Below are 21256 nucleotides of genomic sequence, written 5' to 3'. Positions count from 1 at the left end.
GGCGGCGCTTTGCAAAGGTATTGGGCGGGTCACTACAATGGCAAGTTCTGGGCGAAGGGGTGGATTTTAACCCAGCCACCCCCGGAAACCCCGGATATAACCGGATGATTCCCTGATGAATAACGATTCCAACAATAACGCCGCTCCCGCCCCCGCCGCCGACACGACTTTTCCCGCCGCCTGGCAACCCGCCCTGGACCACAGTGCCTACCTGCGCCAGCTGCTCTCCTGCCGCGGCGAACTGGTGCCGATCCTGGCCGAATCCTGGCAGCGCCCCCTCACCGCCGCCGACCTGGAGGAGTGGATCGCCCAGGCCGCCCCGGCCGACGAGGAAGCTCTGAAGCCGGTGCTGCGCCGCCTGCGCCAGCGGGTCATGGCCCATCTCATCATCCGCGACCTGGCCGCCGCCGCGCCCCTGCAGGAGGTGGTGGAAACCATGACCCTGCTGGCCGACATCACCACCAACTTCGCCCTGGACTTCGTGCACCGCAGCCTGGTGCAGCAGTACGGCGAACCCCTGGACAGCCAGGGCCGGCCCCAGCGCCTGCTGGTGGTGGGCATGGGCAAGCTGGGCGGACGGGAGCTGAACGTCTCCTCCGATGTGGACTACATCTTCGTCTATCCGGAAGAAGGCCAGACCGCCGGCCGCGCCGACGGCGGCGGCCAGGTGGACAACTACGACTTCTTCCACCGCCTGGGCAAGCGCCTCATCATCGCCCTGGGAGACCTCACCGCCGACGGCCAGGTCTTCCGCGTGGACATGCGCCTGCGCCCCAACGGCGATTCCGGCCCCCTGGTGTGCAGCCTGGACGCCCTGGAAAACTACTTCATCACCCAGGGCCGGGAGTGGGAACGCTACGCCTGGATCAAGGCCCGGGTCATGAACGCCGGCGCCAACGACGTGAACAACTGGGGCCCGGTGCTGAGCCAGACCGGCCGCCCCTTCGTCTTCCGCAAGTACCTGGACTTCGGCGCCATCAACGCCATGCGCGACCTGCACGCCCAAATCCGCCGCGAGGTGGCGCGCAAGGACATGGCCAACCACGTCAAGCTGGGCCCCGGCGGCATCCGGGAAATCGAGTTCATCGCCCAGGTCTTCCAGCTCATCCGCGGCGGCCGCGACACCGCCCTGCAGATCCGCCCCACCCTGCAGGTCCTGGCCCTGCTGCCGGAGCGGGGCCTGATGGCCCAGGAGGCGGTGGACGAGCTGAGCACTGCCTACGACTTCCTGCGCCGCCTGGAACACCGCCTGCAATACGTTGCCGACCAGCAGACCCACAGCCTGCCCGAAGATGCGGAGGGCCAGGCCCGCATCGCCCGATCCATGGGCTTTGCCGACTACCCGGCCCTGCTGGCCGTGCTCGACGGCCATCGCCAGCGGGTCTCCCTGCACTTCGAGGCTGTCTTTGCCGAACCGGAGGCCCCCAGCTCCCAGAGCGAAACCCTCACCGCCCTGTGGCAGGGCGCCCTGGAATGCGACGGCGCCCAGGAAAAATTCGCCGGCCTCGGCTTTGCCGACGTGCAGGACTCCCTGGAACGGCTGCAGGCCTTCCGCGACGGCGCCCGCTACCAGCAGCTGCCAGCCAGCAACCGGGAACGCATGGACGCCCTGGGCCCGCGCCTGATCGAGGCCGCCGCAGCGACGCCGACGCCGGACCTGACCCTTTCCCGCTGCCTTGCCTTCCTCGAGGCCATCGGCCGCCGCGGCGCCTACCTGGCCCTGCTGCAGCAGTATCCCCAGGCCCTGAAGAAGGTGGCCGAACTCATCGGCGGCTCCAGCTGGGCCGCCGAATACCTGACCCGCCACCCCATCCTGCTGGATGAACTGCTGGACCCGCGCCTGCTGGAAGTGGCCACCGACTGGCAGCGCTTCCGCCGCGAACTGCGCCGGGCCCTGGACGAATGCGCCGGCGACACGGAACGGGAAATGGACCTGCTGCGGGAAATGCACCACGCCCAGGTCTTCCGCCTGCTGGCCCAGGACCTGGCCGGCCTGCACAGCATCGAGAAAATCTCCGACCACCTCACCGAGCTGGCCGACATCATGGTGGCAGAGACGGTGCGCCTGTGCTGGGGCAAGCTGAAGACCCGGCACCGGGAGGAGCCCGTCTTCGCCGTCATCGGCTACGGCAAGCTGGGGGGCAAGGAGCTGGGCTACGCCTCGGACCTGGACATCATCTTCCTCTTCGACGAAAAGAAGGACACCGCCCAGGAGGCCGAAGAGGTCTACGCCCGCCTGGCCCAGCGGGTGAACACCTGGCTCTCCTCCCAGACCCCCGCCGGCCTGCTCTTCGAGACCGACCTGCGCCTGCGCCCCAACGGCGATTCCGGCCTCATGGTCTCCTCCCTCGCCTCCTTCCGCGAATACCAGCTGCACAGCGCCTGGGTGTGGGAACACCAGGCCCTCACCCGGGCCCGCTTCGTCGCCGGCGACGCGGACGTGGGCCGGGGCTTCGACGCCATCCGGGAGGAAATCCTGCGCCAGCCCCGGGACCGGGCCAAGCTCAAGGAAGAAGTGCTGGCCATGCGCCAGAAGATGATCGACGCCAACGCCTCGGATGCCGAAACCGTGGCCCGGGGCGAATTCGACATCAAGCAGGACCCGGGCGGCATCATCGACGTGGAATTCATCATCCAGTACCTGGTGCTGGGCCACGCCCACGAGCACCTGGAACTCACCGGCAACCTGGGCAACATCGCCCTCCTCGGCATCGCCGCCCGCCTCGGCCTGATCCCCGCCGCCCTGGCCGAACCGGTGCAAAACGCCTACCGCGACTACCGCCGCCTGCAACACGCCAAACGCCTCAACGGCAGCCCCAAGAGCCGGGTGGCAAGGGAGTCGGTGGCGGAGCGCATCGCCGCGGTACGGGCGTTGTGGGAGGAAGTGTTTAAAGGGTAAGGGCTAGGGGCGGCAGATGCCGCGGGCCCGAAATGAAAAAGCCGCCGGGAATCCGGCGGCTTTTTTGTATATTGGTATTTATCTTGGGGAACAAAGGCAATAATCTTGTCAGCGCATATTCTCTTGATAAAAATGTTAGGTATCAACCTACAGCCTCAGTAAATGTGTCAAGTTCTTTGCCTAACACTTCACACTTCTTAGCATTTTTAAATAGAACTGCAAGGTACGAATCCTTAAAGTGAATATCAATGACATTAGAAAGACGATTCAAAACACCTTTAGCAGTAGACAAGTCAATCGAGTCAGAATTTCTCGTTATTAGCTGATTTTCTATAAATCTGTTTGCATGCACAGCAATTTGTCTATCACGACCAGTCAAAATACCAGCCAATTCCAAAACAATACTCTGCGCCATACGGAGTTGTTTGACCTGAGCCCAACACTTTGAAACATCAAGGTTTGTTGAAAATATCTTGGGATAGTGACCATTGGGATCAGTTAACAAACCAACGTTTCGCTTTGCCATAACAACGTCAGACATATTACTGCTACAAGTAGCCAATGCCAACGCCAATTCTTGAACTTCCAACCCATTTGCGGCGTCTTTAATCACCTCTCCACGGCGATAACAGTACTGGACTCCAATTTTCTTAAACGCTTCAGCCAAACCATCTTGTATCGAGTCCAGAGCGAGAAAATCACGCGGCTCAACCCGGTTTTGTGTATTAGTTGCTGTCGTAATTTGACTAGCAATATCAAGAGGGGCCTTAGCCAAAGAAATTACCTTGATTTGTACATAAGCTTTACGCAGTTGTCCACTATTCGTTTTATATGCAGAAGCAATAGCACTTGTCGTTTGTGCTCCATTAACAATCTTGAGATTTCCAACGTTCCAGAGCGAACTCTCGCGTTGCTCACCCAAGCCGACAGGTTTCCGAACAATAGAATCGGCAATGGCGGTTATGCCATTATTTAAATACCAAAACTCCGTGGGACGCTCAACCAAAGTCTCTGCAATTCGTTGATTAATCTCACTACTAGAAAGCGTGTACCTTATGTTTTCAGAAAACAAGAGTTCCCCATGGTCTTTATGCCATTCCGCCACATCTGCGCAACAAACTTTTCCTGTAATTGCATAGAACGGCTCCTTAGTCTCCCCCCATTCAAGCAATCCGAGTTCAACATCCGTTCTGGCACCAGATTTAGCCGCCTGCACTGCACGAACTAATTTAGACAGTCCAAATACAGAATACGTGACGACATCTTGCTCGTCTGAGTTGTTATCGGACAGAAACTTATCCAATATTTTTTTAACATGCCCACTGATTTGTGAATCACTGTTGTAGACCACTACTAGAACAATCTGTGGATCGTTGCTAAGCCCGGCTTCTATTTCGGCAGAAATCTTCTTGAAACGCTCGTTAAACTCACTCCACTTAAGATCTAGAAGTAAGTAAGTACCAGCAACGAACTTGTGAATAGAACCAGCGTCAATAGTCTTGGTCGCAGCAGATGACCACTTCGTCTGAACAAGGTGCAGTCGATTCTTATTGGCGTCGTAGTAGCAGCCATCTATGCCTTGATCTTCTCCTCCATCCGTCACGTACTTAGCTGAATCCTTGTATGAAAGCCCAGAGATAGATGAAATGTATATAGATGCCAATGCCCGGGATAGAATTTTGTTTTCGTCCTTCCCACAATCAGAGGTATCTAAGTGCTCCTGAATCGCAGCAGCAATGTGTGTTTTTATTCGATTATTATTAATTAAGCTCATGGACCATGATCCTAGCGGGTTTGAAAGAGGCGAAGCTGGAAGTGAGTGCAAAGTAGGCACCAAGCCATGAGCATAATCAGCCACCCAAAGTATGTCGAGTGACTAGGTCAAAACACTGCACTTTCCCTCCCCGGCAAACCTGGGCATCAACCCGGCCACGGGCCTTACCGGAATCGCCCCAACCCCCTGCCCTGCAACCCAATCGCCACGCCCCTCCCAGCCAGGCCATGCCGGAGAAGCCCATCCCGCCTGCCTCCCAGACCGGCACCCGCTAACGACCCATTTCCCCCATACCGGCCTCCGGCGCGCATGGGTGTATAATCCCGGCCCTATGTCCTTGATGCCACATTTACTTTTCTGCGGAGACGCCCCCTTTGCGTTTTGACGAACTGGGCCTGGCGCCCGAAATTCTTAAGGCCGTGACCGAGATGGGTTACGCCGAAGCAACCCCGATTCAGCAGCAGGCCATTCCCCTGGTCCTGCAGGGCAAGGACCTCAAGGCCTGCGCCCAGACCGGTACCGGCAAGACCGCCGCCTTCACCCTGCCCCTGATCCAGCGCCTGCTGCACCTCGATACGGCCAGCCCGTCGCCGGCCAAGCACCCGGTGCGCGCCCTGATGCTGGCCCCCACCCGGGAACTGGCGCTGCAGGTGTATGAGTCGGTGAAGTCCTACACCAAGTACACCCACTTCCGCTCCATCTGCCTCTTCGGCGGCGTGGATATCAAGCCCCAGATCGCCGAGATGAAGAAGGGTGTGGAGTTCGTCGTCGCCACCCCGGGCCGCCTGCTGGACCACGTGGAACAGAAGAGCGTCTCCTTCAACCAGGTCCAGGCCCTGGTGCTGGATGAGGCCGACCGCATGCTGGACATGGGCTTCATCCCCGACATCCAGCGCATCCTCAACATGCTGCCCAAGACCCGGCAGAGCCTGCTCTTCTCCGCCACCTTCTCCAACGAGATCCAGCGCCTGGCCGATACCATGCTGCAGTCGCCGATCCTGGTGGAAGTGGCGCGGCGCAACCAGGTGAACGACACCATCACCCACCGGGTGCACCCGGTGGCCGAGACACGCAAGAAGGACCTGCTGATCAAGCTGCTGCGCTCCGGCGAAATCACCCAGACCCTGGTCTTCATGCGCACCAAGCAGGGCTGCGGCCGTCTGGCCCGGGAACTGGAGCGGGCCGGCATCGCCGCCGACTCCATCCACGGCGACAAGTCCCAGAACGAGCGCATCAAGGCCCTGGACGCCTTCAAGAACGGCGGCTGCAAGGTGCTGGTGGCCACCGACGTGGCGGCCCGCGGCCTGGACATTGACCACCTGCCCTACGTCATCAACTTCGAGCTGCCCCACACGCCGGAAGACTACGTGCACCGCATCGGCCGCACCGGCCGCGCCGGCCGCCAGGGCAACGCCATTTCCCTGGTCTGCGCCCACGAGGTCGGCTATCTGGCGGATATCGAAAAGCTGATCAAGATGCAGATCGAGCAGGTGGCCGTGGCCGGCTTCGAGCCGGAGATGGATTACGAATATCCCCCCGGCAGCGGCAAGAAGCGCCGGGCCCACGAGACCCACGCCCCGTCCCAGCCCGTGGCCGGCCGCAGCAAGCCCCCGGTGAAGCGCAACAACATGATCGCCAAGGACGGCTTCGACTTCTCCAAGCCCTACGAGCCCAAGGCCGCCCCGGCCACGGTGCCGAGCAAGGAGGAAGCGGCCCACACCCCGGTCGGCAAGCCCGATCCCCACAAGCCGAAGAAGCCCATGGTGGCGGCCCTCCTGGGCGGCCTGGGGCGCAAGTAAGGCAAGCCTGCGGGCAGCAAAAAGGCCACCTCCCGGTGGCCTTTTTTACTCCCGGCATCCGAATCAACCGAGCGGGCCGCCCACGGGGCCGGCCAAGAAAGCAAGCATGAGCGACGCACCGATGATCCGCTGGAGCGAAGACGGCACCGACCACACCGCCCTGTGGCGCTCCGAGGCCGGGCTGCCGCCGCCGAAGCGGGTGCTGGTGGCCGACGACACCCTCAACGCCGACCAGGCCTACCGCCTGGCCTGCGAGGGCACGGCCCTGCTCTGGCGCGGCGACTTCCACAACGGCCGCCAGCTGCTGCAGGCCCTGGCCCGGCGCATCGAGCGCAAGCAGCCCAAGGGCAAAGGCAAGGCCGGCAAGGACGCCGCGCCGGCCTCCCTGACCCAGGCCTTCCACCTGCACCGCCAGGCTCAGGGCCAGCGGGCCCGCATCCTGGCCATGCTGCTCATCGCCGTGGACGCCGACTACCGGGTGAACCTGCGCCGGGCGCCGGATTTCAGCGCCGCCTGCACTGAGGCCTACGGCCCGGCCGGTGAGCCCTTCGTCGTCAGCCTGCGGGAACTGCAGGCCCTGGTGGGAGCCCACGAATGGCGCCGCAAGGGCGTCTCCATCCCGGCCCTGGGCGCCGCCATCCACCCCCATTACGGCGTCTTCTCGCCCCTGCGCGGCGAATACCTGGAACTGCTGGCCCAGCCCCCCCTTCCTGCCTCGGAGCTGGCCTTCGACATCGGCACCGGCAGCGGCGTCATCGCCGCCCTGCTGGCCAAGCGGGGCCTGGCCAAGGTAGTGGCGACGGATCTGGACCCGCGGGCCCTGGCCTGCGCCCGGGAAAACCTGGAACGCCTGGACCTCTCCGCCCGGGTGGAACTGCAGCAGCGGGACCTCTTTCCCGAGGGGCGGGCGCCCCTGGTGGTGTGCAACCCGCCCTGGGTGCCGGCCAAGCCCAGCTCCCCCATCGAATACGCCGTCTTCGACCCGGACAGCCGCATGCTGCGCGGCTTCCTGGCCGGCCTCAAGGACCATCTGGCGCCCGGCGGCGAAGGCTGGCTGATCATCTCCGACCTGGCCGAGCACCTGGGCCTGCGCTCCCGCCAGCAGCTGCTCGACTGGATCGCCGCCGCCGGCCTGGAAGTGGCAGCCCGTCACGACATCCGCCCCAGCCACGGCAAGACCCGGGACGCCGACGATCCCCTGCACGCCGCCCGGGCCGCCGAAGTCACCTCCCTGTGGCGCCTGCGGGCCGCTTAGCGCCGGCAGCAGGGCCCGCCCCGGGCCGGTCAACGCAAAAGGGCCGCATCGTGACGCGGCCCTTGCCTTGAGGGGAGACTGTTTCAGGGATTGGCGTTGCGCATGCCGCCGGGGCCCATACCGCCCCCGCCCGGACCCATGCCGCCACCGCCGGGCCCCATCCCACCGCCACCGGGCCCCATGCCACCTCCCGGGCCCATGCCGCCGCCCCGAGCCGGCGGCACCTCGGGCAGGGTCACGCCTTTTTCCTTGGCCCGGGCCTGCATGGCCTCGTGGTGTTCCAGGCGCACCTTTTCCCGCTCCTCGGCGGTCTTGGCGCTGCGCATCTTGGCCCGGTGTTCCCGGCGCTCCTGGGGCGTCATCAGCTGGCTGCCGTAAATCTGCTCCTGCTTGGCCGGCGCCGCCTGTTTGGCAGTATCGGCGGCCTGGGCCAGGCCGGGCAGCAGCAGGGCGCCCAGAAGGGCGGAAACGGCACAGAGGGTCGGTGTTTTCATGATTGGCTCCTTCCACAGAGGGGTTGGCAAGACACGGCGATTCCCTGCCTTCAATCTAGGCCGCCGCGACCCGGGATGCCAGAATCAATATCAAAAAATGCTGATGAAGCGGTGACAGCCGGCCACCGCCAAAGCTCAGGCCGACACTCCCTGCAGGCCGCCGAAGAAGGTCTCGGTGCCGCCGTCGCCCTTGAGGGTGATGTAGAAACTCTGGTTGTTGTAGGCGATGCGGGCTTCCACCAGGGCGGCCTGGGCCGAGGGATTGCCCTGCAGCGCGGCATAGCGGGCGGCGTAGTCCTCGTAACCCTGAACGGCATGAAGCATCTCTTCGCCGGAAGCCACCTCGGCGAACTGGTCCCGCAGCTCCGTGTCTTCATGGAACAACTGCTCGATCCTGGCCTTGTCCGGATGATCGTTGGCGACGCTGACGTAGCCCATGCGGTCCGGCGTCAGCACGGGCTCGGGCGGCACCTGGATGCCGGCCTGGCGGAACTTCTCTGCCGCATTGGCGGCAAACTTTTCCTTGGCGGCGGCCACCGATGCGGGCGTGGGGCACTCCAGGGGCGGCAACTCCTGGGGCAGGTTGCTGGCGGCAGCCGTCTGGGTGGCAACGCTGCTGCCGTCAGTGGCGGCGGCCTTTACCGGCGTGGCCGAGGCGGTGCTGTAGGTTGCGTAGAGTCTGTTGAGGGAAGCGATGTTCATGACCGGCTCCGGGGGATGACGGCCATGCATTTGCGATTTCCATGCCAGCGGCCTGGCGGCGGACGGCTCAGGGCAGCAGGCGGAGGATGGCCAGGGAGCAGTTGTCGCCCTCCCCCTGGCAGCGCTGGCGGGCCCGGTTGATGAGGATTTCCGCCGCTTCCCGGGCCGGGAAGGCGGCCAGCACGCCGCCGATCTCGGCGTCGGAGAAATAGGCCCAGAGGCCGTCGGAGCAGAGCAGGAAGTTGTCGCCGGGCTGGACCTCGGCCTGGCCCACGTCGATCTTGGGATCGTCCTTGTCGCCCAGGGAGGTGAGCAGGACATTGCGGTTGGGGTGGATCAGGGCCTGCTCCGGCGTGATCTTGCCGGCCCGCACCAGATGCTCGACGTAGGAATGGTCGGCGCTGTGCTGCAGCAGCCGGTCGCCCCGGTAGTGGTAGAGGCGGGAGTCGCCGCAGTGGGCCCAGGTGGCGCCGCCGGGCTCCAGCACCAGCATGACGGCGGTGCTGTGGGGGTCCTTCTCGTTGAGGAAGCGGCTGGTGCGGATCAGCAGGTGGGCCTCATGGATGGCGGTGCGCAGCAGGTCGCCGGCGGCTTCATCTTTCGGGGCGTAGCTGGAGAAGTTGTTCTGGGCGGTATGCACCACCTGCTCAGCCGCCAGGGCGCCGCCGGTGTGGCCGCCCATGCCGTCGGCCAGCACGGCCAGCACCGTGCCCTTGAGCCGGGGATGGGCCATCAGCCCCACCCGGTCCTGCTGTTCCTTGCGGTCGCCCTGATGCTGGGCGACGCAGGCATCCAGGGTCAGCGCCATGAGAGGCTCCCGGGGCCGTGCCTAGCCGAGCAGCTTGTCCTTGATTTCCTCGGCGCTGGGCACCTTGCCCGCCATGTGGGGATTGCGGCTGTGGAAGACCCGGGTGGCGGCGACGATGACCTGATGCACTTCCTGCTGGGTCAGTTCCGGGTGGCTGTCACGCACCACGCGGAAAGCCAGGTGTTCCAGGGAGTGGCCGCCCCAGGTGTTCTTGGGGTCGAAGAAGGGTTCGATCTGCACATACACCGCGTCGAATACATTGCGCAGTTTGCTGTTGCCGCGGCGGTCGGGGCGTTCCTGACCGTTGGCGTCGATAAAGGTGGCCGTATTCAAGGGTGCTGTCCTTCAGGGGATGGTTTTTCCGGACGATTATAGCGCCGGGGCCGGCCCCGAGTCAGGATTGGTGCTGAAAGCGCTCCAGCAGCACGTCCAGGTATTCGGGCAGGTCGTCGGCATGGATGCCCAGTTCCTCCTGCACGTCCTCCACCACCCGGCCCCAGTCCGGGTCGTCCAGGTGCAGATACTGGTGGTAGGCGTGGATGGCCAGCTGGATGATGGCTGCCAGGCTGCGGGAGTCGCCCGGCACCAGCTGGGGCAGGTCGTGGTGGAAACGGATGGCCTCGCAGATGAACTCGGGCAGGTGCCAGTGGCGGGCCACGAAATAGCCGACGACGCAGTGGTCCGCCTGGTACTTCTTGTCCTCTTCCAGCAGGTCGATCCAGGTGTCGTTCTCCTCCAGGTGCATGGCCCGGCAGTAGGAGGGGAAACGCTCCATCAGCAGGGGCACGCCGCAGTCGTGGAAGATGCCGGCCAGGTAGGCCTGGTCGGGGAAGACGTTGCACACCATGACCCGTTCGTCGGCGATCAGCATGGCCAGCTGGGCGATGGTCTGGGAGCGGCTCCAGAAGCGCTCGTAGGCCTTGCGGTGCTTGGAAACCTGGTTGGCGCCCATGAGGGCGATGGCCTGCACCAGGTTGAGGGTCTGCTTGAGGCCGATGGCCTGGAGGATTTTCTCCAGGTTGTCGAAGGGCTGGTGCTGGCGGTAGGCGGAGGACTGCACCGCCTTGAACAGCATGGCGGTGATGCCCGCATCCTGGGAGATGACCCTGGCCAGGGCCCGCAGGTCCGCCTCGTCGCTGCGCAGCAACCGCTCCAGTTCCTCCACCACCTTGGGCTGGGGCGGCAGCTTGACGCCCTGGGACAGCAGCCGCTGCAGCGTCTTCTCGTCCTTTTGCAGACGGCTTTCAGGGACGGATTCGACCGTTGCGGCGGCGGAGTCAGAGGAGGTCATGGGGCCTTAAGTCTGGGGTAATTGCTCTTCCAGCAATTCTACCCAGTGCCGCACCGGCACGGCACTAGGAGTCCCCCTAGGTGCGCCGCCGCTCTGCAGGTGGGTGAGACAGCCGATGTTGGCGGTGGCGATCACTTCCGGCAGGCCGGCGCCGAGGGCCGAGAGCTTGTTGTCCCGCAACTGCTTGGACAATTCCGGCTGCAGGATCGAGTAGGTGCCCGCCGAGCCGCAGCAGAGGTGGCTGTCGGCCACCGGGGTGAGGGTGAAGCCGGCGGCGGCCAGCAGCTCCTCCACCACGCCGCGGATGCCCTGGCCGTGCTGCAGGGTGCAGGGCGAGTGGAAGGCCACCTTGCGCCCGGCGGCCGGCTGGTGGGCCAGCAGGGGCAGCAGGGCTTCCTTCTGGGCCAGCACCAGTTCGGCCGCGTCCTTGGTCAGCTCGGCGATGCGGGCCGCCTTGGCGGCGTAGGCCGGATCGTCCTGCAGCAGGTGGCCGTATTCCTTGACGTGGGCGCCGCAGCCGGAGGCGGTCATGAGGATGGCCTCGGCGCCGGCCTCGACGTGGGGCCACCAGGCGTCGATGTTGCGCCGCATGTCGTCCAGGGCCGCTTCCTGGGCATTGAGGTGGAAGCGCAGGGCGCCGCAGCAGCCGGCCTTTTGCTCCTCGATCATCTGGATGCCCAGGCGGTCCAGCACCCGGGCCGCGGCGGCGTTGATGTTGGGCGCCAGACCGGGCTGCACGCAGCCGGCCAGGGCCAGCACCTTGCGCTGGCGCACCGCCGTGGGCCGGGGCTTGGCCGGCCCGCCGGCGGCCGCGGGAATCTTGTCGCCGAGGACGGAGGGCAGGAAGGGCTTCAACACCTTGCCCACGGCCACCGCCGGGTTGAACAGCCAGGGCCGCGGCAGCACCTCCTTGAGGGCCAGGCGGGTCAAGGCTTCCAGACCGCCCCGGGGCACCCGTTCCTCCACCACCTGGCGGCCGATGTCCAGCAGGCGGTGGTACTTCACGCCGGAGGGACAGGTGGTCTCGCAGGAGCGGCAGGTGAGGCAGCGGTCCAGGTGCAGGCGGGTGCGCTCGGTCACCGGGCCGCCCTCCAGCACCTGCTTGATCAGGTAGATGCGGCCCCGGGGGCCGTCCAGCTCGTCCCCCAGCAGCTGGTAGGTGGGGCAGGTGGCGGTACAGAAGCCGCAGTGCACGCAGGTGCGCAGGATAGCGTCCGCCTCCTTGCCGGCCGGCGTGTCCTTGATGAAATCGGCGAGTTGGGTCTGCATCTCAGAGGCCCTCGTAGAGGCGCCCGGCGGCGAAGATGCCGCGGGGGTCAAAAGTGGCTTTCAGGCGGCGGTGGATGTCCAGCAGGGGCGAGGCCAGGGGGTGGAAGGCCTGGTCCCGGGCCGCCGCCGGGCCGCGGAACAGGGTGGCGTGGCCGCCGGCCTTTTCCACCGCTTCCCGGATGCGCCGGGGCTCGGCGTCGGACACCAGCCAGCGCTGGGCGCCGCCCCACTCCACCAGGGTGCGCCCCGGCAGGTCCAGCTGGGGCGCCGTGGAAGGCACGGCGAGGCGCCACAGGGCGGGCTCGTTGGCACCGCCGGCGCCAGCGAAGAAGGGATGGGTCTGTTCCCGCACCCCGGTCCAGAAGGCAGACGCAACGCCGGCCTCCACCAGGGTGCCGCCAAGAGCGGCCTGGGCTGCGGCGACGGCGGCACGGGCGCCGGAAAGGCGCACCGTGATTGCCTCTCCGTCCGGGTGCCCGGCGTCGCTCCACACCGTGGCGGAAATGGGCAGGGGCTTGCCGCCCCACTGGTTCATCAGGGCCAGGGCCTTGGCCTGGGAGGTTTCCAGGCGGATGGTGGCTTCGGCCACGGGCCGGGGCAGCACCTTGAGGGACACTTCCAGCAGCAGGCCCAGCTGCCCCAGGCTACCGGCCAGGAGCCGGGGCACATCGTAGCCGGCCACGTTCTTCATCACCTGGCCGCCGAAGTCGAGCACCTGGCCCTGGCCGTCCATCAGGCGCACGCCGAGGACGAAGTCCCGCACCGCCCCGGCCTGGGCCCGGCGGGGGCCGGAAAGGCCGGCGGCGACCATGCCGCCGACGGTGGCATCAGGGCCGAAATGGGGCGGCTCGAAGGCCAGGTACTGGCCCTTTTCCGCCAGCACCGCCTCCAGTTCGGCCAGGGGCGTGCCGGCCTTCACCGTGACCACCAGTTCGGTGGGCTCGTAGGCCACCACGCCGCGATGGCTGCGGGTGTCGACAATGTCGCCCTGCACCGGACGGCCGTAGAAGTCCTTGCTGCCGCCACCCCGGAGCAGCAGGGGGGCGCCGGGGGAAGCGGCCAGGATGCGCTCCCGGCACTGTTGTTCGAAAACCTGGCTCATGCCTTTTCTCCACGGGTCTGGCGATACTCCCGGCAGCGGGCCGGGGTGGGGATGGCCTTGCCCGGGTTGAGCAGGCCGGCCGGGTCGAAGGACTGCTTGACGCCCTCGAAGCGGGCCAGCTCCTCCGGCGTGAACTGGGCGCACATCTGGGTGATCTTCTCCACCCCGACGCCGTGCTCGCCGGTGATGGAGCCGCCCAGGGCCACGGACAGCTCCAGGATCTCGGCGCCGAAGGCGGTGGCCCGTTCCAGTTCGCCGGGCTGGTTGGCGTCGTACATGATCAGGGGATGCAGGTTGCCGTCGCCGGCGTGGAAGACGTTGGCGCAGCGCAGGCCGTATTTCTTCTCCATGGCGGCGATGGCGGTGAGCATCTCCGCCACCCGCTTGCGCGGAATGGTGCCGTCCATGCACAGGTAGTCCGGGGTGATGCGGCCCACGGCGGGAAAGGCGGCCTTGCGCCCGGCCCAGAAGCGCAGCCGCTCGGCCTCGTTGGCGGAGACCCGCAGGGAGGTGGCGCCGCTCTTTTCCAGCACGGCGCGCATGGCGGCGATTTCCTCCTCCACCTCCTCCGGCGTGCCGTCGGATTCGCACAGCAGCACGGCCTCGGCGTCGAGATCGTAGCCCGCCTTGACGTAGGGCTCGACGGCATGGGTGGCGGGCTTGTCCATCATCTCCAGGCCGGCGGGAATGATGCCGGCGGCGATGACCTCGGCCACCGCGTTGCCGGCCTTGGTGACGGAATCGAAGTAGGCCAGCACCACCTTGGCCACCTGGGGCTTGGGCGTCAGCTTCACCAGCACCTCGGTGATCACCGCCAGCATGCCTTCGGAGCCGTTGAGCAGGGCCAGCAGGTCGAAGCCCGGGGCATCCAGGGCGGCGCTGCCGAAGGTCACCGCCTCGCCGGCCATGGTGTAGCCCCGCACCTGCAGCACGTTATGCACGGTGAGGCCGTACTTGAGGCAATGCACGCCGCCCGAGTTCTCCGAGACGTTGCCGCCGATGGTGCAGGCGATCTGGGAAGAAGGGTCCGGCGCATAGTAGAGGTTGTAGGGCGCGGCGGCCTCGGACACGGCCAGGTTGCGCACCCCGGGCTGGACCAGGGCGGTGCGGGCCACCGGGTCCACCTTGAGGATTTTCTTGAACTTGGCCAGGGACAGCAGCAGGCCCTGGTGGTGCGGCATGGCACCGCCGGAAAGGCCCGTGGCAGCGCCCCGGGGCACCACCGGCACCTGGAGCCGGTGGCACAGCTGCAGGATGGCCTGCACCTCCGTCTCCGTCTCCGGCAGGGCCACCGCCAGGGGCAGGTTGCGGTAGGCCGTGAGGCCGTCGCATTCGTAGGGACGCAGGTCCTCCGGCTCCCCGTAGACCCGGCCCGGGGGCAGGATGCGCCCCAGGGCGGCCAGCAGGGCCGCCTGGTCCACGGCGAAATCCGGACTGTCCGGCAGACGGTCACCCATGGTCGTTCTCCTCGTGCGCTGGGCCCACGGCCAGCTTGGCTTCAAGACAGGTTGCTTGCGGCGCCGCGCCCACCCGGGCCGCCGCCTGATAGAGATGGCCGGCCGCCGCCTGGCGTGCCGCCGCTGCATCGCCGGCGGCGATGGCGGCGTAGAGCCGTTCGTGTTCGGCCTGGGCCGCCGCAGCCCGGCCCGTGGCATGGCCGGCTGCATCCCAGGTGGGACGGCGGCTTTCGGAAAACTGGGCGGAAAGGAAGCTGACGAAGCGGCGGATTTCCGGGTTGTGGGTGGCGGCGGCAATGGCCTGGTGGAAGACGTCGTCGTCCTCGGCGCCGTCGTCGCCCTGGCGCACCGCCTCCCCCATGGCCTGCAGGGCCGCGTACATGGCCGCCAGGTCGGCCGGGGTGCGGCGCCGCGCCGCCAGTTCCGCCGCCCCGGTCTCCACCAGGGCCCGCAGTTCGAAGATGTGGCTGAGGGCTTCCCCCGCCGGGGTCCCCGGGGCCAGCTTGAAGCTGCCGCTGTCGGGCCGGGCGGCCACGCTCATGCCGGAGCCCTGACGCGAGGCCACCAGACCGTCGGCCTTGAGGCGGGCCACCGCCTCCCGCACCACGGCGCGGGAAACGCCGAACTCGGCGGCCAGGGCCATTTCCGTCGGCAGGCGCGCCCCCGGCGCATAGGCGCCGCTGCGAATGCGCTGCTCCAGGGCCGCCCCGATGTCGGCGGAAAGCCCGGCCGAAGGGCCCACGCCACGGCCCCGGGCGGAACCTGGGGCGGCAGGGATGGCAAGGGATGGGGAAGCGGCCATGAAAGTTGTCTGACAAATTTTTGCCAAGACTAAAACCCGCCCCGCTACCGGTCAACCTAGGGGAAACCCTCCCCGCCCCCGGCATGCCCCCCACGCCGGGCGGAGAGGAAATGCAACAGCCCCGGCGGCATCTCCCTCGGCACTTCCAGCATGAACCCGGCCAGCCAGCCGGCAATGGGGTCAGCTGGCAGCGCGACCCCGCTAAAGTCGCGGGCCAGATGGAAATAGGCGGCCCCGTAGGCGCGCAACCCGGCCGGGCCGCCAGCGCCAAGCCTCGCGGCAGTTGGCGACAGCAACAGCCGACGGCAGCGGCCGTGACGGAACAGGAACACCACCCGGGCCGCCCCGCAGCCGGCCAGGGGCTCCCCCCGGCCATTGACCAGCCCTTCCCCCGGCCTCTCGTACAGATACAGCCGCCGGCACCCGGGCAAGGGCGGCAGGACTTCAGCCATAGGTGCGCCAGAAGAAGGCGCCGGCCATGAGGAAGTTAAGCAGCACCACCCCCTTCCGCAGACGCCGGGGTTCCAGGCGCTGACTGAGCCGCGCCCCCAGCCAGCCCCCGGCAACGGCGCCGGCCGCCAGGGCCAGGCCCGGCCCCCAGCGCACCTGGCCGGCGACAATGAAGCAGAGGACGGCCACCGCATTGGTGGCGCCGACGAACAGGCTCTTGGCGCCGTTCACCGCCCGCAGTTCGGTGTAGCCCCAGATGCCCCACAGGGCCATCATCATGATGCCCACGGCGCCGCCGAAATAGCCGCCGTAGACGGCCAGCAGGCCCTGGCCGGCCAGCATGACGCCCGGTCCCGGATGGCGCTGCCGTCGCAGCAGGCGGCCTGCCGCGCCGCCCCAGGCGAAGGCCACGGCCCCCAGCAGGAGCAGCCAGGGCACCAGCAGGTCAAAATGGCGGGAGGGTGTCAGCAGCAGCAGAATGGCGCCGATCAGCCCGCCGGCCAGGCTGACCGCCAGCAGGCGGGAGGTGGCCACCCCGGGGAAGGGGGCAAAGTCCCGCCGCAGGGTCCAGGCGCTGGCCAGGGCGCCGGGGAACAGGGCCACGGTGCTGGTGGCATTGGCGACGGTGGACGGCACCCCGGCCAGGATCAGGGCCGGCAGGGTGACGAAGGAGCCGCCGCCCGCCAGGGCATTCATGGCGCCGGCCAGGGTGCCGACGGCGAGAAGCATGAGTGAGTTTTCCATGAGCCTCAGTCTGAAACATGGATCACCCCCTGAAAATCGGCATTTTTCTCAGGCACACTTCGGCTATTCCATAGGCTGAGCAGGGAGCCGCGCCATGCGTTTCGATCTCACGGACCTCAATCTCTTCATCCAGGTCGCCGACAGCGGCAGCATCACGGCCGGCGCCGAGCGCTGCCATCTGTCCCTGGCCTCGGCCAGCGCCCGTATCCGCGGCATGGAGGAAACCCTGGGCACGCCCCTGTTGCAACGGGGCCGGCGCGGCGTCACGCCGACACCTGCCGGCCGTGCCCTGCTGCACCACGCCCAGACCATCGCGGCCCAGGTGCAGCATCTGCGCGGCGACCTGGGCCAGTATGCCCAGGGCCTCAAGGGCCACATCCGGCTGCTGGGCAACACCGCCGCCCTCAGCGAGTTCCTGCCGGAGGCCCTGGCCGCCTTTCTCGCCGCCCATCCCCAGGTCGATGTGGACGTGGAGGAACGGCTCAGCCACCACATCGTCGAGGCCATCGCCGCCGGCCTGGGCGATGTGGGCATCATTGCCGACTCGGTGGACCCGGGGGAGCTGGAAACCCTGCCGTTCCGGGAAGACCGCCTGGTGCTGGTATGCAGCCGCCGCCATGGGCTCGCCGGGCGCGAGACGGTCAATTTCGCCGACACCCTGGACTGGGAATGGGTCGGCCTCACCCCGGGCAGCGCCCTGCCCGACTTTCTCGCCGCCCACGGCGCCCGCATCGGCCGCCAGCCCCGCTACCGGGTGCGGCTCGGCAATTTCGACGCCCTCTGCCGCATGGTGGAAGCGGGCGTCGGCGTCGGCATCGTCCCGGTGACGGCAGCCCGCCGCTACGCCCGCAGCATGGACCTGGCGGTGGTGCCTCTGGCCGATGCCTGGGCCAGCCGCCAGTTGCAGCTCTGCTGCCGCCGGCTGGAGGCGCTGCCGCCCTATGCCCGGCAGCTGGTGGAGCATCTGCGGCAAGCCGCGCCGCCGGCCAGCTGAGGCGCCACACCCGGCCCCCGGCGCCTCATCCGCCGCCCCTGCCCGGCGACCCGTCCGCCAGTTCCTCCCGCACCGCGGCGAGGACTGCGGCGGAAAGGGTTTCATCCTCCACCGTCCTGGCCAGCACCAGACCGCCTGCCGGGGAGGGCATCAGGGCCAGGGCCCGGCGGCGAAATCGTCTGGCCTCGGCCGACCCGACCCGGCGACACCCTGCGGGGGAAAAGCGAGGTGCAGTCCGTGCTGCCCTCCCGTTCCAAACCCCGGCAGGGCATGGTCACGGTGCCCAGCGCCCCCTCAACCAACACGGCGACACGGTGCAGATGCAGGTGCAGGTGCTGACCGCCAAACTGGTGGTGCCGCGCCGGCGCCTGAGCCGGCCAAGGGCCCGGCCTCAGCCGTTGTCCTCCTCCGGCAGCACCAGCACGGCGCGGAAGTCGTTGACGTTGGTGCGGGTGGGGCCGGTCAGCAGCAGGTCCCCCAGGCCGGCGAAGAAGCCGTAGGCATCGTGGCCGGCCAGATGGCCCTGGGCGTCCAGGCCGGCAACGGCGGCCCGGGCCAGGGTTGCCGGATCGATGCGGGCGCCGGCGTTGTCCTCGGAGCCGTCGATGCCGTCCGTGTCCGCCGCCAGGGCGTGGATGCCGGGCCGGCCGCCGAGGGCCAGCGCCAGGGCCAGGAGGAATTCGCTGTTGCGCCCGCCCCGGCCCAGGGGCGCGCCCGGCGCCACGCTGACGGTGGTCTCGCCGCCGGAGAGGAGCACGCAGGGCGGCGCCAGGGGCGTGCCGTGGTCCTGGCAGGCCAGGGCCAGGCCGGCCATGACCTTGGCCACCTCCTTCGCCTCCCCTTCCACCCGGTCCCCCAGCACCAGGGGCGTGATGCCGGCGGCCCGGGCGGCCTCGGCGGCGGCCAGGAGGGACTGCTGGGGCCGGCCGATGAGCCGGTAGTCGCTGCGGCCGAGCCGGGGATCGCCGGGCTTGGGCGTTTCCAGGGCGCCGGACTGCAGCAGGGCGGCCACTTCCGGCGGCACCTCGATGCCGTGGCGGGCCAGCACCGCCAGGGCGTCGGCGCAGGTAGTGGGATCGGCCACGGTGGGGCCGGAGGCGATGACCGAGGGGTCGTCGCCGGCCACGTCGGAAATGGCCAGGGTCAGCACCGGGGCCGGCCAGGCCGCGGCGGCCAGGCGCCCGCCCTTGACCGCCGAGAAGTGCTTGCGCACGCAGTTGATCTCGCCGATGTCGGCGCCGCAGCGCAGCAGGGCCCGGGTCAGGGCCCGCTTCTGGGCCAGGCTGACGCCGGGGGCCGGGGCCGCCATGAGGGCGGAACCGCCGCCGGAAATGAGGGCCAGCACCCGGTCCTTTTCCGTCAGGCCCCGCACCTGTTCCAGGATGCGGGCGGCAGCGGCCTCGCCGGCGGCGTCCGGCACCGGATGGGCCGCCTCCACCACTTCGATGCGGTGGCAGGGCAGGCCGTGGCCGTAGCGGGTCACCACCAGGCCGGAAAGGGGGCCGGGCCAGCGCTCCTCCACCGCCCGGGCCATGGCCCCCGCCGCCTTGCCGGCGCCCACCACCACCAGGCGCCCGCCCTCGGGCAGGCTGGCCGGGTCCGGCAGATGGGGCGGCACCAGCCGGGCCGGATCGGCGGCGGCGAGGGCGGCCTGCAGCAGGTTGTGGAGCAGGGCGTCGGGGGCGAGTTGCTTGTGGGAGGCAGCGGACATGGGGACTCCGGGAAAAGTCGGGACTGACCGGACGGCACTCGCTGCCATCGTCGGCGGCTGGCGGCAGAAGCGGGGCCGATGGCCGGCGCCGGTGCGGCCTGGGCCGGCCGTGCGCTGGGCAGGTCGCCCGGCAGAGCGCTATTACCTAATGCATACTTTCTTGACCTGGATCAACGGTCGCCGGCGTCCAGGGGTTAGGCTGACCGCCCAGCCTCCGGGCTCCCTGCGGCCAAGGGCCCGCTCTGCGCCGGCCTCGGGCCGGCCGGGGAGGACATGGGGCCGTTACCCCGTTGCCGCCTTTTTACCGCCTTCTGCCTTTCTGACCATAGCGCCCGCCCATGAGCACCGAACTTTTCACCTGGAGCGACGATTTTTCCGTCGGCATCCAGGAAATCGACGAACAGCACAAGGTCCTGGTGGGCCTGCTCAACCAGCTCCACGAGGCCATCCGCGACCACCAGGGCAGCGCCACCTCCCGGGAGATCCTGGACCGGCTGGCCGACTATACCCGCACCCATTTCACCGTGGAAGAGAGCCTCATGCGGGTCACCAACTATCCGGATTTCCCCGGCCACAAGGCCCAGCACGAGGAGCTGATCCGCCAGATCCGGGAGCTGCAGGAGAAGCTGGACACGGGCAAGGCCGCCATCAGTTTCGAACTGCTGCACTTCCTCAAGGTGTGGCTGACCAAGCACATCAGCGAAACCGACAAGCGCTTCGGCAGCCACTTCCTCGGCGTGCCCCTGGCCGCCGACTGGTCGCCGGAGGTGGAGGCGGCCATGAACTCGAAGAAGGCCTGGTGGCGCTTCTGGTAAGCCGGGCCGCTTGAGGCCGGCAGTGCAGGACAACGGCAGCGAGGCTGCCGTTTCTTTTTGCCGCGGCCGTGGCGCCCCGGGCGATGCTGCCGCCCCCGCGGCTTGCCGCTTACAGGGGACTGCCGCCCGGAAAATCGGCCCGCCTGCCCCGTAAGCGACAAGGCCCGCCGAGAGGAGCCCGGCGCGACCGCCGAACAGCACCTGCCCGCTGAGGCAGCAACGACGCCATTCTCCGATGACCCATGGCTGAGATGGCCGTCCTGCCTGGCCCCCAGGCCACTCCACTTTCAGATGCCCCGCGCCGCCGCCAGCCAGCCCAGGCCGGCCTCGGTGCCGGCGGCGGGCTTGTATTCGCAGCCGATCCAGCCGTCGTAGCCCAGTTCCGTCAGGCGGCGGAAGAGATAGGGGTAATGGATTTCACCGCTGCCCGGTTCGTGGCGCCCCGGGTTGTCGGCGATCTGCAGGTGGCCGATGGCCGCCAGATGGCGCTCCAGGAATCGGGCCAGGTCTCCCTCCATGATCTGGGCGTGGTAGAGGTCGTACTGCAGCCGCCCCACGCCCGCCTCCGCCAGCACCTCCAGGCCCTTGGCCGGGCGGTCGAGCCAGAAACCGGGCATGTCCACCCGGCTGTTGATGGGCTCGGCCAGCAGCTCGATACCGTGGGGTGCCAGCTTGGCGTGGGCCCAGCGCAGGTTGGCGATGAAGGTGGCGCGCAGTTCGGCTTCCACTTCCGCCGCTTCCACTTCCGCCGCCTCCACCGCCCCGGCCGGGGCCAGGCCTGCCAGGCAGTTCAGCCGACGGCAGCCCAGGGTGAGCGCATACTCCAGCGCCAGCTCAACGCCCTGGCGGAATTCCGCCTCCCGCCCGGGCAGGCAGCCGAGGCCCCGCTC

General features: G+C 67.6%; 20 protein-coding genes. 5 read left to right on the top strand and 15 right to left on the bottom strand.

Going from position 1 to position 21256, the window contains the following annotated elements:
* The first annotated feature begins 115 nt into the window (after positions 1 to 115).
* A complete protein-coding gene (gene glnE, locus AC1RTA_RS12160) occupies positions 116 to 2899 on the top strand; it encodes a bifunctional [glutamate--ammonia ligase]-adenylyl-L-tyrosine phosphorylase/[glutamate--ammonia-ligase] adenylyltransferase (protein ID WP_492784838.1) in 2784 nt (927 codons plus the stop codon).
* A 142-nt stretch (positions 2900 to 3041) separates the two neighbouring features.
* On the opposite strand, the gene AC1RTA_RS12155 is transcribed toward glnE, so the two are convergent.
* The gene (locus AC1RTA_RS12155; RefSeq protein WP_492784837.1) at positions 3042 to 4673 is read right to left on the bottom strand and encodes an AIPR family protein; all 1632 of its coding nucleotides are present in this window, start codon (positions 4671 to 4673) and stop codon (positions 3042 to 3044) included.
* Positions 4674 to 5047: 374 nt separating this feature from the next.
* Between AC1RTA_RS12155 and AC1RTA_RS12150 the strand changes: the two genes are divergently transcribed.
* The gene (locus tag AC1RTA_RS12150) at positions 5048 to 6472 is read left to right on the top strand and encodes a DEAD/DEAH box helicase (protein ID WP_014238415.1); all 1425 of its coding nucleotides are present in this window, start codon (positions 5048 to 5050) and stop codon (positions 6470 to 6472) included.
* A 106-nt stretch (positions 6473 to 6578) separates the two neighbouring features.
* Entirely contained in the window at positions 6579 to 7727 is a 1149-nt protein-coding gene (locus tag AC1RTA_RS12145) for a methyltransferase (RefSeq protein WP_492784836.1), read from the top strand.
* An 83-nt stretch (positions 7728 to 7810) separates the two neighbouring features.
* Here AC1RTA_RS12145 and AC1RTA_RS12140 read toward each other — a convergent pair whose 3' ends face one another.
* The 11 genes from AC1RTA_RS12140 to AC1RTA_RS12090 all read right to left on the bottom strand — a co-directional run bounded on the left by AC1RTA_RS12140 (position 7811) and on the right by AC1RTA_RS12090 (position 16831).
* A complete protein-coding gene (locus AC1RTA_RS12140; RefSeq protein WP_014238417.1) occupies positions 7811 to 8221 on the bottom strand; it encodes a hypothetical protein in 411 nt (136 codons plus the stop codon).
* A 135-nt stretch (positions 8222 to 8356) separates the two neighbouring features.
* A complete protein-coding gene (locus AC1RTA_RS12135; protein ID WP_492784835.1) occupies positions 8357 to 8923 on the bottom strand; it encodes a hypothetical protein in 567 nt (188 codons plus the stop codon).
* A 67-nt stretch (positions 8924 to 8990) separates the two neighbouring features.
* Positions 8991 to 9731, bottom strand: coding sequence for a PP2C family protein-serine/threonine phosphatase (locus tag AC1RTA_RS12130; RefSeq protein ID WP_130458990.1), 741 nt, complete (start codon positions 9729 to 9731; stop codon positions 8991 to 8993).
* A 21-nt stretch (positions 9732 to 9752) separates the two neighbouring features.
* On the bottom strand, positions 9753 to 10064 hold the full coding sequence (locus tag AC1RTA_RS12125; protein ID WP_014238420.1) for a hypothetical protein: 312 nt from the start codon (positions 10062 to 10064) through the stop codon (positions 9753 to 9755).
* A 61-nt stretch (positions 10065 to 10125) separates the two neighbouring features.
* Entirely contained in the window at positions 10126 to 11022 is an 897-nt protein-coding gene (locus tag AC1RTA_RS12120) for an HDOD domain-containing protein (protein ID WP_492784834.1), read from the bottom strand.
* A 6-nt stretch (positions 11023 to 11028) separates the two neighbouring features.
* Positions 11029 to 12291, bottom strand: a complete 1263-nt coding sequence (glcF, locus tag AC1RTA_RS12115; protein ID WP_152089641.1) for a glycolate oxidase subunit GlcF — start codon at positions 12289 to 12291, stop codon at positions 11029 to 11031.
* Between the two features lies 1 nt (position 12292).
* Positions 12293 to 13393 (bottom strand): glycolate oxidase subunit GlcE, encoded by a 1101-nt coding sequence (glcE, locus tag AC1RTA_RS12110; RefSeq protein ID WP_492784833.1) that lies wholly within the window; start codon positions 13391 to 13393, stop codon positions 12293 to 12295.
* Positions 13390 to 14850, bottom strand: a complete 1461-nt coding sequence (locus AC1RTA_RS12105; protein WP_492784832.1) for an FAD-linked oxidase C-terminal domain-containing protein — start codon at positions 14848 to 14850, stop codon at positions 13390 to 13392. Before AC1RTA_RS12105 ends, glcE begins: the two co-directional genes overlap by 4 nt.
* On the bottom strand, positions 14843 to 15592 hold the full coding sequence (locus AC1RTA_RS12100) for a FadR/GntR family transcriptional regulator (protein WP_492784831.1): 750 nt from the start codon (positions 15590 to 15592) through the stop codon (positions 14843 to 14845). Before AC1RTA_RS12100 ends, AC1RTA_RS12105 begins: the two co-directional genes overlap by 8 nt.
* A 116-nt stretch (positions 15593 to 15708) precedes the next feature.
* Positions 15709 to 16104 (bottom strand): hypothetical protein, encoded by a 396-nt coding sequence (locus tag AC1RTA_RS12095; protein WP_492784830.1) that lies wholly within the window; start codon positions 16102 to 16104, stop codon positions 15709 to 15711.
* Positions 16097 to 16831 (bottom strand): sulfite exporter TauE/SafE family protein, encoded by a 735-nt coding sequence (locus AC1RTA_RS12090; RefSeq protein WP_287873879.1) that lies wholly within the window; start codon positions 16829 to 16831, stop codon positions 16097 to 16099. Before AC1RTA_RS12090 ends, AC1RTA_RS12095 begins: the two co-directional genes overlap by 8 nt.
* Before the next feature lie 109 nt (positions 16832 to 16940).
* Between AC1RTA_RS12090 and AC1RTA_RS12085 the strand changes: the two genes are divergently transcribed.
* Complete coding sequence (locus AC1RTA_RS12085) at positions 16941 to 17840, top strand: LysR family transcriptional regulator (RefSeq protein WP_492784829.1); 900 nt, start codon at positions 16941 to 16943, stop codon at positions 17838 to 17840.
* A 25-nt stretch (positions 17841 to 17865) separates the two neighbouring features.
* On the opposite strand, the gene AC1RTA_RS12080 is transcribed toward AC1RTA_RS12085, so the two are convergent.
* Both AC1RTA_RS12080 and AC1RTA_RS12075 read right to left on the bottom strand, forming a co-directional pair.
* The gene (locus AC1RTA_RS12080; RefSeq protein WP_492784828.1) at positions 17866 to 17991 is read right to left on the bottom strand and encodes a hypothetical protein; all 126 of its coding nucleotides are present in this window, start codon (positions 17989 to 17991) and stop codon (positions 17866 to 17868) included.
* A gap of 240 nt (positions 17992 to 18231) precedes the next feature.
* Positions 18232 to 19551: a glycerate kinase type-2 family protein gene (locus AC1RTA_RS12075; protein ID WP_492784827.1), complete on the bottom strand. Its 1320-nt coding sequence runs from the start codon at positions 19549 to 19551 to the stop codon at positions 18232 to 18234.
* Positions 19552 to 19889: 338 nt separating this feature from the next.
* Between AC1RTA_RS12075 and AC1RTA_RS12070 the strand changes: the two genes are divergently transcribed.
* Positions 19890 to 20366, top strand: a complete 477-nt coding sequence (locus AC1RTA_RS12070; RefSeq protein ID WP_014238430.1) for a bacteriohemerythrin — start codon at positions 19890 to 19892, stop codon at positions 20364 to 20366.
* 287 nt (positions 20367 to 20653) lie between these two features.
* On the opposite strand, the gene AC1RTA_RS12065 is transcribed toward AC1RTA_RS12070, so the two are convergent.
* Positions 20654 to 21256 (bottom strand): hydroxypyruvate isomerase family protein (locus AC1RTA_RS12065; protein ID WP_492784826.1); only part of this gene is annotated, 603 nt, incomplete at its 5' end.

The organism is Azospira sp. MPR-E4 (assembly GCF_058809645.1).
Note: the sequence above shows the minus strand (reverse complement) of the source record. Positions and strands in the feature narration are given on the sequence as shown.

Bases quoted from the DNA above. Each gene is read 5' to 3' on its own strand.
- glnE (WP_492784838.1), top strand. From the start codon at position 116: ATGAATAACGATTCCAACAATAACGCCGCTCCCGCCCCCGCCGCCGAC.
- AC1RTA_RS12155 (WP_492784837.1), bottom strand. From the start codon at position 4,673: ATGAGCTTAATTAATAATAATCGAATAAAAACACACATTGCTGCTGCG.
- AC1RTA_RS12145 (WP_492784836.1), top strand. From the start codon at position 6,579: ATGAGCGACGCACCGATGATCCGCTGGAGCGAAGACGGCACCGACCAC.
- AC1RTA_RS12140 (WP_014238417.1), bottom strand. From the start codon at position 8,221: ATGAAAACACCGACCCTCTGTGCCGTTTCCGCCCTTCTGGGCGCCCTG.
- AC1RTA_RS12135 (WP_492784835.1), bottom strand. From the start codon at position 8,923: ATGAACATCGCTTCCCTCAACAGACTCTACGCAACCTACAGCACCGCC.
- AC1RTA_RS12130 (WP_130458990.1), bottom strand. From the start codon at position 9,731: ATGGCGCTGACCCTGGATGCCTGCGTCGCCCAGCATCAGGGCGACCGC.
- AC1RTA_RS12120 (WP_492784834.1), bottom strand. From the start codon at position 11,022: ATGACCTCCTCTGACTCCGCCGCCGCAACGGTCGAATCCGTCCCTGAA.
- glcF (WP_152089641.1), bottom strand. From the start codon at position 12,291: ATGCAGACCCAACTCGCCGATTTCATCAAGGACACGCCGGCCGGCAAG.
- glcE (WP_492784833.1), bottom strand. From the start codon at position 13,393: ATGAGCCAGGTTTTCGAACAACAGTGCCGGGAGCGCATCCTGGCCGCT.
- AC1RTA_RS12105 (WP_492784832.1), bottom strand. From the start codon at position 14,850: ATGGGTGACCGTCTGCCGGACAGTCCGGATTTCGCCGTGGACCAGGCG.
- AC1RTA_RS12095 (WP_492784830.1), bottom strand. From the start codon at position 16,104: ATGGCTGAAGTCCTGCCGCCCTTGCCCGGGTGCCGGCGGCTGTATCTG.
- AC1RTA_RS12090 (WP_287873879.1), bottom strand. From the start codon at position 16,831: ATGCTTCTCGCCGTCGGCACCCTGGCCGGCGCCATGAATGCCCTGGCG.
- AC1RTA_RS12085 (WP_492784829.1), top strand. From the start codon at position 16,941: ATGCGTTTCGATCTCACGGACCTCAATCTCTTCATCCAGGTCGCCGAC.
- AC1RTA_RS12080 (WP_492784828.1), bottom strand. From the start codon at position 17,991: ATGCCCTCCCCGGCAGGCGGTCTGGTGCTGGCCAGGACGGTGGAGGAT.
- AC1RTA_RS12075 (WP_492784827.1), bottom strand. From the start codon at position 19,551: ATGTCCGCTGCCTCCCACAAGCAACTCGCCCCCGACGCCCTGCTCCAC.
- AC1RTA_RS12070 (WP_014238430.1), top strand. From the start codon at position 19,890: ATGAGCACCGAACTTTTCACCTGGAGCGACGATTTTTCCGTCGGCATC.